Source organism: Bacteroidota bacterium (assembly GCA_016720935.1).
In the GTDB taxonomy this organism is placed as follows: Bacteria; Bacteroidota; Bacteroidia; order AKYH767-A; family 2013-40CM-41-45; genus JADKJP01.
Genome location: JADKJP010000003.1, coordinates 1 through 12,231, shown reverse-complemented (window position 1 = coordinate 12,231; position 12,231 = coordinate 1). Strand labels below are relative to the sequence as shown.

Genomic DNA, 12,231 nt, shown 5'->3' with positions numbered 1-12,231 from the left:
TCAGCTACAGCTACCTACCTGTGGGATTTTGGCGATGGTTTCACTTCTACTGTGAATAATCCATGGCATGTGTATTCAAGTTATGGAGTTTATTATGTATGTCTGACCATTCACGATTCTACTGCCGGAGGAACCTGTACATCGAATTGGTGTGATAGTGTTCACGCGGTTCCGGTACCTCCGGATTGTGATGCGGAATTCAGTTATTACACCACCACTGATGCTGACAGCGTCCATTTCTTTTCGATCGGGAATAATCTCTCTGGTTCACAATTCACCTGGGATTTCGGGGACGGAAATACTTCAACGGATATAAATCCATGGCATGTCTATGCAAATACAGGTGTTTATTTTGTTTGCCTGAATGTTTACAATTCAACAGCAGGAGGATTTTGTTCCGCGAACTGGTGTGATAGTGTATGCAGTTCCGGTTCCTCCTTCCTGTGAACCTGAGTTCGGATATTATGTATCGCTAAATCCTGACAGTGTGCATTTTTACCATTCAGGAAACAACTCGCCATCGGCACATTATTCATGGGATTTTGGCGATGGAACGTATTCAACTGACATCAACCCATGGCACCTGTATCCCGTGGATGGAGTTTATTATGCATGTCTCACTGTAAGCGACACTACTGTAGGGGGAATCTGTTCAGCTACGTGGTGTGACAGTGTCAGAGCACAACCCATACCTCCATCCTGTGATCCGGAATTTGTCTACTATTCAATCAGCAATCCTGACAGCATTCAGTTTTTCCCGATTGGAAGTAATTTCAGCAGTGCGCATTATTCATGGACATTTGGTGATGGCGGAACTTCCACACTTATGAATCCATGGCACTTGTATGCACAGAACGGGATGTATTATGTTTGTCTGACCATAAGCGATTCCAATTCAGTTGGTGTATGTTCAAATACGTGGTGTGATAGTGTCCGCGCAATGCCGGCTCCACCAAGTTGTGTAGCGGAATTTGTTTATGCGACTTCGATCAATGCTGACAGTGTTCAGTTTTTCCCAACCGGAGGAAATGTGAGCGGAACAAATTACTCATGGGATTTTGGTGATGGAAATCACTCAACAGATATTACGCCCTGGAATGTTTACCCGCAAAATGGAATTTACTATGTATGTCTGACAGTAAGTAATTCCACAGCCGGTGGTACCTGCTCTGAAACCTTCTGCGACAGTGTAAGGGCGATTCCTGCTGTTCCACCGTGTGAAGCGGAATTTGCATACTATTCTCTTACCAATATCGACAGTGTTCATTTTTCTGCTCTTGGCAATAATTTACCCGGAGCAAATTATTCCTGGGATTTTGGAGACGGAAGTTTTTCTTCTGACATGAATACCTGGCATTATTATACCATCCATGGTGTATTCCAGGTTTGTCTGACGGTTACTGATACAACGGCAGGTGGAACATGTTCAGCCACATTCTGTGACAGCGTGCATGTTGTTCCAATCCTCCATCCTGTATTGCCGAGTTCTCCTATTTTACTTTGGGTAATCCCGACAGTTTGCGCTTCTACCCTACCGGGGACAATTTATCCGGAACAGAATATTTCTGGAACTTTGGAGATGGAGATACATCTACAGAAATAAGTCCATGGCATTATTACAACCAGAGTGGAATGTATTATGTGTGTCTGGAAGTATATGACACAACCAGTTCCGGAACATGTTACGCTTCATGGTGTGATAGTGTATATGTTGTACCGGTTATTCCGACCTGCAATGCGGAATTTTCTTTTCGGTTGCATCAGGAAACACGGATAGTCTGCACTTCATCGCACCGGTGAATTCTCCGGGATCACACTTCTCATGGACGTTTGGAGATGGAGGTAATTCTACCGAAGCAAATCCATGGCATTTCTACCAGTTGAATGGAATCTATACGGTTTGCCTGACTGTCTATGATTCTACAGTGGATGGCGCTTGTTCAGCTACATGGTGTGATACAATTCCGGTAGCTTTTGTGAGTGATGATTGTGATGCGCGATATATCCATTATTCCATCAGCAATCCGAACAATGTGTATTTCTTCCCTTCTTCACATAATAATCCGGGTACCCGTTACACCTGACATTTGGAGATGGAACTTCTATTTCAGAATTAAGTCCAAGGCATTACTACAGGTATGGAGGAATTTACCCTGTCTGTCTCACGGTATATGATTCCACATCCACGAGTGTTTGTACAAAAACATGGTGTGATAATATCGATGTGCCTCCTTCAACTCCGGGTATTCTTTTGATTTATCCGAATCCTGTGAGAGTATCAGGCACGATAAGCTTCCAGAATGTTACGGGCCCATTCTCTATGAGAATTTTTGAAAGAACAGGTCGTCTTGTTTATAAAAAAGATGATATTCCGGATCCATCCGCTGAAATCCCGCTCAATGGAATTCGTGAAGGAGTTTACTATGTGGAAGTTCTTGATGCTGATCAAAACAAAATGATCGGCAGGTTGATTATGCTGCAATAAATTGTTGATAAGATATTAAATAGCTTTATAAATCAAAAAGACCGGAGTCTTCATGATTCCCACTTTTCTATTTAGAATCATTCTAATTTGAATTCACTGGCATGTGATTTTATGATTTTCGTCAATTAATTAAAATATTTCTGTTAAATTAATTGCATATTTAAATTTTACATTGTTACCTTCGATACAGGTATTTCGTTGATTATTTTTTCATATTAATTTTTCAATTATTTTTTGCTGTTTGTTTTAATAGCATATGCATTTCAATTATTCGTTCTTTTTATTCATATTATTTTCCTGGTCTTTTTGGTGTTTTTATAATTAATAAATCAAATCTCATGAAAACTTCCCTTTGCTTCAAGGTGATTTTTTTGTTCGCCTTATTTTGTTTTAGTAATAAAATTATTTCTGCTCAATCAAATCAATATCCTGTTTTGGCTATGTCCGTACAGGTTACTGCCATTAGCTCTGACACTAGCCTGGGTGGTTTGCCGGCATTAACGGATACAACGGTTTTTTCAGCAAACATGTCAATTGATCTTTTGATACCACAGGAATCGATCAGATTGAAGTTAAACTCGGTTCAGTTATGGGTGGCAGTGACTATTTATCCAAAACTTCCTATTCGATGTTCCAGGATCATTTGGAGATGGAACATCCTTTTTTAGGAATGATTTTAATGTCAGTATAGGACTTGGACATTATCCTGGACTGACCGATTATTTTGCGGAAATTGAATAAAACGGCAAGATGGTTCCTTTACAGATTCAGTGCTTTTTAATCGCTAAAACTTTCCTCACCATGAAAATATCATTTCTACTTCGAGACGACTTTTATTTTTAGTAATCTTTGTTTTTGCAATTTATGTTCAAGCCTTTGCCGGTAATTTTACCTGGAATGGTACAGCATCCACTGATTGGTCAACGAGTACAAACTGGATCCCGAATGGAGTACCTTCAAGCAATGACAGTGTCACCATTGTCACCGGCTCAAACAATGTACACCTTGCTTCCAACACTAGCATAAAGCTAATTTCAATCAATTCCGGAATACTGGACTTGCAATCTTATTCACTTACTGTTAGCGGAAATGCAACTTTTACATCCGGACAAGTCAATAATGGTATACTTTCAATGTATGGAACTGCCACCATTACTTTTAAGGGCACTCAGTTCGGAGCAAAAGTTTATGCAACAGGAAACAGTATCCTCTTAAATGGTTCCACATTTAACGATTCGCTGAGTGTGGTAAAAAAGGGAACAGCTACTGATAACGGAAAAGGTGGAAACACCTTTAATAGCGCGGTTTCAATCGTTGATAGCGCCAATGGAATACTTGTATTATCAGATTCCTTTCCCGACACATTCAATTCCCGACTCTGGCGGGCTAATCGCAGCACATCCAAAATTTATCTTGCACACCGCGGCTCAGGAAACAATTTTAATGGTGATGTGTGTTTTCAAGGGAAAAATATCTGGTCCAACTATTACGGAACAGCTGCTTTCAATGGCAATATAACTTTTGATACTCCGAACGGTGAAGTATATTTTGGTTATTCAACCGGGAGCGCGAGTCTTGCTAATGGCAAGAATCTTTACATAGGAACCGGAGGCTTTAGTGCCGGGTATCTGTATTTTCGAAATTTTGTGCAATCAGATTCAACACTTAGTATTTCATTGACTCTAACAGGAACAGCCCGTTTGGCTTTTGAATCAGGCTCCAGTTTCAAGCAACATTCAGCGCAAGTGCTCCATTGCTTTATCTTGACGGGACACGATTTCTAGGAATCGCTTCAATCACAACTACAGGCTCTTCCAATTCGACATCTCTTGAGGATGCTACTTTGCGAAGGCAACCACTATTTATCACAATCCTTCTTCCGCTTGCACCTTCACCACAGGAACAAGCGCACCCGACACATTCGCCTCACCGGTTGTAATTAAAACGGAATCGGTACCATGAGTATAAACAAGTCTCTTTTTCAGGACAGTGTCACGATGAAAAATCTGAATTCCTCAACAGGTTCTGATCGCTTTTATATCGGTAACTCCGGAGATGTTATTTTTCAGGGGAAGTTAATATTGGATAACGCTTTGGCAGGAATGAACTTCGAATTCCGGAGGAATAAGTACAGTTGTAGGCACAGGTTCATTTTCCATATTATCAACATTTACCGGGATTCTAACATTAAAGAATTTTCAATATTCAAGTTCTGATAGTGTTTCAATACTAATGAACAATGCTTCGAGCAAACTGATACTAAATTCTGGTGTCTATTTTGAGCGGCCATTTTCTTTTTTATGGCCGAACATCCAATTAAATGGAGCAAGTTTTGACTCCTCTGTTACAATTACAAGATATGGAACCACAGGTGATGTCTCCAGTGGCGGAAATACATTTGGCTGGAATACCATCATCAAAGATTCCAGTTCAACTGCACATAATTTTATTTTAGCTAATTCAACAGGAGACAAATTTGACGGCAATGTGACCTTCTATAAAAAAAGGCACCGGAGTGAATATTTATCCTGCATACTCAGAATCGACATTCTTCTCCGGTGATGTTGTTGTAGAAAGCAACCGGTATGCAATTTGGAGCAAACGGAGGATTTTCAAAATTTAAAGCCGGATCCATACAAACAATTCACAGGAATGGTTCCGGAACAATTCAGTTCAAAAGCTCGAAGTAGACAAAAAGGAAACTATGTTGAATTGACAACTCCAATCACAGTTACCGATTCCTTAAATTTATTCAAATACTATCTGCATTCCGATTCGATCAATTTACTTACACTAAGCGACAATATAAAAGTAATCGGCGGAAGTGATTCCAGTTACATTATGGGCTTTGTCTCCAAGATCGGTAACGACTCATTTTTATTCCCACTCGGATCACCAGAATTAACCCATCCCTATCATCCATTGGGAATTTCCGCACCTTCAAGTACAACGGATGCTTTCCTGTCGGTTCTCATTCCTGCTCAACAGAATTACGGAAATGAAATGGATTCTACTATTGAGAACATAAGTGCTTGTGATTATTGGAAATTGTACCGTACAAATGGTTCTTCAGCTGTAAAAGTTAATCTAAGTTGGAATTATGATGATTGTATTCTAACCAAACCTACTGAAATGCGTGTAGCCGGTTGGAATGGCACGCGGTGGAAGGATCTTGGCAATTCTCATTCTTCAGGAGATAGTATCATCGGTAATGTAACTTCTTTAAATACACTAACTCAATTCGGTGCATTCGCATTATCAAATAATGTTTGTGTGACATTTGAAACCTATCCTTCCACAAAAAATGTATCTTGTTATAACTATAAGAATGGTTATGCAAAGGTAATCGCACAAGGCGGCACACCACCATATTATTATTCCTGGTCTGATAGTCTGGGTTTTTATATGAAATTTCCAACCTGGCTCCCGACACGTTTATAGTCAATACAACAGATGCGCATGGATGCTCGCTGACTGACACCGTCCATATTTATCAACCCGACTCCATTACTTGTTACTTTTTCAACCACTTCTTCCGTTTGCAAAGACAGTACAGGAATTGCAATTGTAACATCCTCCGGTGGAACGCCTCCCTTACAATTACCTTTGGTCACTTTCAGGAAATGAAGATTCAACTGAAACCAATTTAAAGGCAGGAAACTATTTGTTATTGTTGGCGATACCAATGGATGTTTTAAAACTTATGAGGCCATTGTTGCTGATACGAATGGACCTGTTAGTACAATCAGCGTGGTTTCACATGTTTCCTGCCATGGCTATCGTGATGGCAGCGCACAAATTTCATTGAGTTCCGGAAATCTCCTTTCATTTTGAATGGCTGAATCCGGGCGATACAGATTCTGTCGTGGTACGGCTGCCTGCCGGTACACAATTCGTTAAAATTACTGACGATGATGGTTGCCTGAGTGTAGATATACTTACAATCACACAACCCACTGCATTAACCGTTTCTTTAGCTATTACCCCTTCCGGTTGTGGCCAATCTAACGGAGAAGTCACTCCGACGGTAAGCGGAGGAATAGCCCTTATGCTTTTTCACTGGATTGTATCAGGATCAAATGAGGCAGAAAAGAAATCTGTCCTCAGGGAATTGATACATTGATTGTAGAAGACTTGAACAAGTGCATAGTAAGTACTACCGCCATCGTTTCAAATTCAAATGGACCAACAGTTAGTTCAACAATCCTTTCAGAAATTCAATGCTACGATGATACCAGTGGCTCCATTCTTGTCACTGCTACAGGAGGAACGTTGCCATATTCCTACAATTGGTTTCCATCTGTCTCCACAACTGACACAGCGAATAATCTTTGGTCGGGAACTTATATGGTAATAGTCAAGGATTCTAACAATTGCTACGGGATTACCAAGATTTCACTGTATCAACCTGCTCCATTACAAATAAATATTTATTCAACGAATGCCTCTACCGATAGCACCGCCGATGGAAATGCAGGAAGTATTATTCTTGGGGGTACTCTTCCATATTCATACCTATGGATACCTTCCGGTGATTCAACACCCACTGCTTTGAACCTGTATGCCGGAATTGATACTCTTATTGTGACCGATGCAAATGGTTGCATTGATTCATCGTTTTTTGAAATTGCTACTACCGGATGCCCGAATTTTCACTGTGATCCATATATCGATTTTTCAACAATTCAAACATGTAGTGGTGGGAACATCAGCCAGGTATCTCCGGTCATTAAAGATTTACATGCGGATTTTGGTGCCAATGGTGATCCTGAATCCGACCGATGTGCTTTGAAGAAGCCATGAATTTTTCAGAAATAATTTGAAGCCAGATCATTATAATAATGGTGCCCCAAGACCAGGTAATGGCGTTCTTACAATTCCTGCAGGAACATTTTACGTCGGATATCAATACACTCCGGATGTACCCTGCCAATGGTATTTAAAAGGTCATGATATCATGTGTATGGATGGTTGGCAAGACTTTACCATTAAAGGGAAAAATCCGGATTTTGCTGGAGGGCCGCCCCTTGACAAAAATTAAATATGTTGATTGTCTAAAATTTGGAGCATTTGATCCGATAACAGGAGATCGCAGGTTGAGTTCATATAACAATTGTGGACTGAGAACACATTTACCTTTGTGGGATGAAACAGGAGCGTGTTGGCATGGCAAACTGGTCAACTGCGTAGTAGGTGGCACACCTTGGCATCGTGTTGCAGCTTATATTGGAGAATGTATTGCGATGGTGAATTGCAACAACATGAAAATTGAAAATCTTGAACTTGATGGAAACTCCGACAACATCATTTATGGTGGGCATTATACTGATGGGATTCAATTACCGCATGACGGAATCTTCATTGATCATTCAATAGGTGTAATTATATATAATGCAAATGCGCATCACTTCGGAAGGGAGGGATTAATGATCACGGATTATGTATGCAACCCTAGTCCACCCCCGATTGGAGATTTTCTCGACATTCGTATTGGCAGAAGCAAATTTAACTGGAATGGTCGAAATGGTTTTTCACTGGATGGTGGCCATGGGATAATTGTAAACAATTCAGAATTTAATCACAATGCCGTTGGTCGTCTTGCATCCATGCCCGGTGTAGGAGTGGATGTTGAATGGGAAAACGGAAATTCGCAAAATCGAGAAGTACTAACTCCGGCACAGATCCTGCTATTGAATTTAATGGATGTAGATTTCATTACAATAAAAACGCCGGGATCGAAAATGAAAGCGATCAATCCTATGAAGTTCTTGTTGTTTACCCTTATCAGACAACTCAACCAAATCCTCCTTCAAGATTAGATTTATTTGAAAAAAGGTTCAATTTCAACTATTGTATATCTTGTCGGTTCCGAAAATGGTTATGCCGCAATCCGAATGGAAAAGCATTTACTTTTTCGAGATTGCCATTTTAACGGACAAGTAATGAAAACTTATTTTTCGCCTTTGATTATTGATATAAATGGGGATGAACAGACAGAATTTAAAAACTGCACCTTTAATGGAAATTATACCATGAAAAGCATGAATCATCAAACAGTAAAATGAATGCTCAACACCTGTATGTGGGAACACACAAGGCTGTTAGATGCCAGGGACCAGGGGCTTATTCATATTTCTTATGGAGCTCGAACACTTTTCGAAGGTTGCACTTTCAACAGCAATTATTCAATGCGCCGGGTCTCTTTAGTGGGCATCATGATAGAGGACCTGGTCCGTGGCCGGATACTATGTACTTCTTATGATAAGTTGGAATTGAGAGCTTGTTTCTTAATTCCAATAATGATGGCATGAATACTCAATTATGTGGTGCAGCTTCTTGTTATACTTCACCCGGAGAATTTATTAATACACAAAATAACCGCCAACATAAAATTTTACATCCTTAACGGATATGTGAATAGCCCTACATACTGCCCAAGCTACACAAATTACAGGATTGATTATCATCAACTAACTTGTGAACTATACCCTGCGCCTCCCTCCGGATAAAAATCATATTTTTATTCCAAAAGTCTGCGTGCCGAAATACTTTGATTGTCGTGTAAATCCTGTCTAAATAGATATTGATTGCCAGGATTGTGATGTTAATTGCATCAACTGCAACATCCTTGAAGACGAAGAAACCTGTCCGAATCCGAATCCTTCCCAGAGAAACGTAATAAAACCTATACAAAAGCAAGAGGATGGAAATTTCACCAAATCCTGCTACTCACATCATTCATGTTGGGGGCGCTGAAAGAGGAGAAATAATACAGATTTTGAATGTGTACGGTGCTTGTGTAAAAACGGGAATTATATTTAAATTCACAACAGGACTTCAACATTGAGAGCCTTGCCCCGGAATTTATTTTATTCGGAATTGAAAAAACAAGCTAATATCAAAATTTATTAAACTGGAATAGACAAATGAAAACACTACTGCTTTCTTCTCTGGTTTTATTTATTTTGTAATATCATATATTCCTCAGGCTCCTGCTATCCAATGGAAGAAATGCTTTGGTGGGAGCAATGATGATATAGGTTTTGCGATACGAGAATCACTAACAGGAGGATATTATATTGCCGGGCATACACAATCACATAATGAGATGTATCACCATAATAATGGTTTTGGCAATTTGTGTTGTTTAAAATCGACTACAATGGTAATCTCGGCATTTGGGAAAATCATGGAGGAAGTTTTGGACATGACGCTGCAAATAATATGCAAATCACAGCAGATGGAGGAATAATTATGGTTGGTGAAGCAAGTTCTCAAGATGGAGATGTCATAGGGTTGCATGGTTCGAATTCGGATATTTGGGTTGTCAAAACAGACAGTTCCGGCAATTTATTATGGCAAAAATGCCTTGGTGGCGGGAATGATGTGGTTGGTACTGAAATTAAAGAAACCAAGGATGGTGGATATATTCTCATTGGCAACTGAGAATTCTCTTCAGGCGATGGAGATATTTCATTTTCGCATCGACCTCCGGGATGCCTGGGCTAAAACTGATAAAGCGTTGGGAATTTATTATGGGAAAAACTTTGGGGGATATGATGCTATTTTGGAGTTTCAGTTGTTGAAGGTGACACTAATGAGTTTTAGAGCTTGCGACCGATTCGCAGTCAAATGATAGTTTATTGAACAGCAATCATGGTGGAGAGGATGTATTAATTACTAAACTTGATGCAAATCAAAACATTGTTTGGCAAAAAGTGTTTCGGGGCTCCAATGGCGACGTTCCTGCAAAAATTTATTTTGATTTAAATTCCCGGTTGAATATAGGTGCCACGGCGTTATGATCTAATGACTTTGACATACTCCACTCTTATGGCGCCTACGATGCTCAATATTTTTCACAATTGACTCAACAAATCTAGTTTTGTCACATTGTTTTGGCGGCCCTGCCTATGAAGAATATTTTCAATTTCTCCGACCATTGACAGTGGAACGCTTTTGTGCGGAAGTTCAAACTTTTTGTAAGTCAATTTACTTGCTATAATACATTTTTGGGTGACTTCTTTATTTTAAAATCAAATAGTGCGGGAATGTATGAATGGAATGTTTGTATAGGAGGGTCAGGAAACGATGTTATGCCTACGATGCCATCGAAACAAAGGATGGCAGCTATATTGCGGTTGGATCGACAGAGTCTTCAGATTATGATGTAGTAGGAAACCATGGTGGAAAAGACGTCTGGGTTGTAAACTCTCCCCACCCGGCGTGAATGTTCCTGAACTGGAAGCGGGTGTTTTGATTTTACTGCTTTCTATGAAAATTCCGGAGGTGCAATTCAATTGGAATTTAATGCGGAGTTATACCGGAACTTAAGCTTTCTTTGATCTCACGGGTCGCTAGTATTAAAAGAAAATTTTGATTGCATAGCAGGTATGAATACTTATCGTACTCATCCTTTTCTCCTGCACCGGGGATTTATGTGCTGGGACTTTGGCGGATGCAAAGGGGGGCGATGGTGAAAAAGGTTTTTGTGAATGGGAGGGAAATGATTCTTGTACTCTTCAGATATTTCGTGTACCTCGGTGCACCCTTTGTGTCTAAAATAATCTGGCTTTTAAAAACCTCCTCCAGAAATAAATAAGCCTCATACTTATTTAATGAATTTCTTTTAAATCCACAGAGTTTCACCGAGTACTTCACAGAGGTTTTTATTTACGAGAAAATTTAGAATTCCTGAAGTATTTTATATTTCATTACATTTGGAAAATTCTGAACTATTTCTGAATGCAAAACGATACGATACGTCTTAATAAATGGATTGTGCGAGTGGTTTGTGCTCCAGGCGCGAAATATAATCAGCTATATGGGAATGTGTATATCAACGGAAGACGTGCTCATATTGGTGATGCTGTAAAAATTGGTGATCGTGTGCGTGTGAATGTAACAGAACTTGGAACTCGCGCCAGGGAGAGGATCTTGTTTTATTGCCTTTGAATAAACCGGTCGGCATCACCTCCACTACTGAAGCCGGTGTGCGTGATAACATTGTTCAATTCGTCAATCACAGCAAATTTGATTTCTGATTGGCCGTCTGGATAAGATTCACAGGGATTACCTTTCTCAACAACAATGGAGATATCGTAAATAAGATTTTGCGCGCGGGCAATAAACACGAAAAGAATATGTCGTTAATGTGAATAAACCCCTGACCGATGCTGTTATTCAGGAATGGCAGCAGGTGTACTGATGCTTAAAGAGTTAATGTAAGCAATAGTTTCAGAAGAACTTTTATATCCTGAACCATCTTTATTCATATTTGAATGTAAGATAAATTAAAAGGATGTTAAGTAGCTTTCGAAAATAGTTATAAAACCAAAGAGCGCAACGGTCAACATCATTCAAAGGTTTGTCTCAAAGTAGCTACATGAGATCCTGTTGTTAGAATGCCTAATTTTTAGTGATGATTTGAAGACTCTTCAGTTTGAAAATGTAATTAAAAAACAAAAATCACCTAAAAAAAGATTCTGAACCAAACCAACTTCTTGTCAAAAACCAGAAGGGAAACCAAGACAGGGAATCCTGGTCCAAAAAACAACACAGGCAGAAATACAACTCCTGGATAAAAGAAACCTGAAGACCAGGGAATAAAAATTCCGGAAAACCGGGAAACCGAAAAGGCGGCAGGCGATAAAATAAATTTTTTTTCGCCATTTTTATGACCTCCGGTCGAATACCTGAAATTCTTCTTACGAATCTGAATATTTTTTAATCAATAGTATCCGGTA

At 39.6% G+C, this 12,231-nt stretch carries 17 protein-coding genes; 15 read left to right on the top strand and 2 right to left on the bottom strand.

What is annotated here, in order from left to right; all coding sequences use genetic code 11:
• Positions 1-18 precede the first annotated feature (18 nt).
• The 6 genes from IPP86_02575 to IPP86_02550 all read left to right on the top strand — a co-directional run bounded on the left by IPP86_02575 (position 19) and on the right by IPP86_02550 (position 3,153).
• Complete coding sequence (locus IPP86_02575) at positions 19-447, top strand: hypothetical protein (protein ID MBL0137402.1); 429 nt, start codon at positions 19-21, stop codon at positions 445-447.
• The gene (locus IPP86_02570) at positions 410-1,603 is read left to right on the top strand and encodes a PKD domain-containing protein (GenBank protein MBL0137401.1); all 1,194 of its coding nucleotides are present in this window, start codon (positions 410-412) and stop codon (positions 1,601-1,603) included. The genes IPP86_02575 and IPP86_02570 overlap by 38 nt, the downstream gene beginning before the upstream one ends.
• The gene (locus IPP86_02565; GenBank protein MBL0137400.1) at positions 1,519-1,800 is read left to right on the top strand and encodes a PKD domain-containing protein; all 282 of its coding nucleotides are present in this window, start codon (positions 1,519-1,521) and stop codon (positions 1,798-1,800) included. The genes IPP86_02570 and IPP86_02565 overlap by 85 nt, the downstream gene beginning before the upstream one ends.
• Positions 1,707-2,084, top strand: coding sequence for a PKD domain-containing protein (locus IPP86_02560; GenBank protein ID MBL0137399.1), 378 nt, complete (start codon positions 1,707-1,709; stop codon positions 2,082-2,084). The genes IPP86_02565 and IPP86_02560 overlap by 94 nt, the downstream gene beginning before the upstream one ends.
• Before the next feature lie 140 nt (positions 2,085-2,224).
• Complete coding sequence (locus IPP86_02555; protein ID MBL0137398.1) at positions 2,225-2,485, top strand: T9SS type A sorting domain-containing protein; 261 nt, start codon at positions 2,225-2,227, stop codon at positions 2,483-2,485.
• A gap of 338 nt (positions 2,486-2,823) precedes the next feature.
• Positions 2,824-3,153: a hypothetical protein gene (locus tag IPP86_02550; protein ID MBL0137397.1), complete on the top strand. Its 330-nt coding sequence runs from the start codon at positions 2,824-2,826 to the stop codon at positions 3,151-3,153.
• A 200-nt stretch (positions 3,154-3,353) separates the two neighbouring features.
• Here the strand turns inward: IPP86_02550 and IPP86_02545 are convergent, their stop codons facing one another.
• Positions 3,354-3,509, bottom strand: coding sequence for a hypothetical protein (locus IPP86_02545; protein ID MBL0137396.1), 156 nt, complete (start codon positions 3,507-3,509; stop codon positions 3,354-3,356).
• Between the two features lie 34 nt (positions 3,510-3,543).
• Between IPP86_02545 and IPP86_02540 the strand changes: the two genes are divergently transcribed.
• The 3 genes from IPP86_02540 to IPP86_02530 all read left to right on the top strand — a co-directional run bounded on the left by IPP86_02540 (position 3,544) and on the right by IPP86_02530 (position 5,926).
• Entirely contained in the window at positions 3,544-4,269 is a 726-nt protein-coding gene (locus IPP86_02540) for a hypothetical protein (protein ID MBL0137395.1), read from the top strand.
• A 448-nt stretch (positions 4,270-4,717) separates the two neighbouring features.
• On the top strand, positions 4,718-5,047 hold the full coding sequence (locus IPP86_02535) for a hypothetical protein (GenBank protein ID MBL0137394.1): 330 nt from the start codon (positions 4,718-4,720) through the stop codon (positions 5,045-5,047).
• Between the two features lie 30 nt (positions 5,048-5,077).
• Positions 5,078-5,926, top strand: a complete 849-nt coding sequence (locus IPP86_02530) for a SprB repeat-containing protein (GenBank protein MBL0137393.1) — start codon at positions 5,078-5,080, stop codon at positions 5,924-5,926.
• On the opposite strand, the gene IPP86_02525 is transcribed toward IPP86_02530, so the two are convergent.
• The gene (locus tag IPP86_02525) at positions 5,887-6,099 is read right to left on the bottom strand and encodes a hypothetical protein (protein ID MBL0137392.1); all 213 of its coding nucleotides are present in this window, start codon (positions 6,097-6,099) and stop codon (positions 5,887-5,889) included. The genes IPP86_02530 and IPP86_02525 overlap by 40 nt on opposite strands.
• Before the next feature lie 251 nt (positions 6,100-6,350).
• On the opposite strand from IPP86_02525, the gene IPP86_02520 reads away from it, so the two are divergent.
• The 6 genes from IPP86_02520 (at position 6,351) to IPP86_02495 (ending at position 11,440) form a co-directional block, all read left to right on the top strand.
• Entirely contained in the window at positions 6,351-6,608 is a 258-nt protein-coding gene (locus IPP86_02520) for a hypothetical protein (GenBank protein ID MBL0137391.1), read from the top strand.
• Between the two features lie 11 nt (positions 6,609-6,619).
• Complete coding sequence (locus IPP86_02515; GenBank protein MBL0137390.1) at positions 6,620-7,288, top strand: SprB repeat-containing protein; 669 nt, start codon at positions 6,620-6,622, stop codon at positions 7,286-7,288.
• A 146-nt stretch (positions 7,289-7,434) separates the two neighbouring features.
• A complete protein-coding gene (locus IPP86_02510) occupies positions 7,435-8,304 on the top strand; it encodes a hypothetical protein (GenBank protein MBL0137389.1) in 870 nt (289 codons plus the stop codon).
• A 6-nt stretch (positions 8,305-8,310) separates the two neighbouring features.
• Positions 8,311-8,550: a hypothetical protein gene (locus IPP86_02505; GenBank protein MBL0137388.1), complete on the top strand. Its 240-nt coding sequence runs from the start codon at positions 8,311-8,313 to the stop codon at positions 8,548-8,550.
• A 1,078-nt stretch (positions 8,551-9,628) separates the two neighbouring features.
• Positions 9,629-9,931 carry a hypothetical protein gene (locus tag IPP86_02500; GenBank protein MBL0137387.1) on the top strand — a complete coding sequence of 101 codons (303 nt, stop codon included), beginning with the start codon at positions 9,629-9,631 and terminating at the stop codon, positions 9,929-9,931.
• 1,299 nt (positions 9,932-11,230) lie between these two features.
• The gene (locus tag IPP86_02495) at positions 11,231-11,440 is read left to right on the top strand and encodes a hypothetical protein (protein MBL0137386.1); all 210 of its coding nucleotides are present in this window, start codon (positions 11,231-11,233) and stop codon (positions 11,438-11,440) included.
• Positions 11,441-12,231 lie beyond the last annotated feature (791 nt).

Excerpts from the sequence above, each read along its gene's own strand:
- IPP86_02550 (MBL0137397.1), top strand. The coding sequence starts at position 2,824 with ATGAAAACTTCCCTTTGCTTCAAGGTGATTTTTTTGTTCGCCTTATTT.
- IPP86_02545 (MBL0137396.1), bottom strand. The coding sequence starts at position 3,509 with ATGCTAGTGTTGGAAGCAAGGTGTACATTGTTTGAGCCGGTGACAATG.
- IPP86_02535 (MBL0137394.1), top strand. The coding sequence starts at position 4,718 with ATGAACAATGCTTCGAGCAAACTGATACTAAATTCTGGTGTCTATTTT.
- IPP86_02510 (MBL0137389.1), top strand. The coding sequence starts at position 7,435 with ATGATATCATGTGTATGGATGGTTGGCAAGACTTTACCATTAAAGGGA.
- IPP86_02495 (MBL0137386.1), top strand. The coding sequence starts at position 11,231 with ATGCAAAACGATACGATACGTCTTAATAAATGGATTGTGCGAGTGGTT.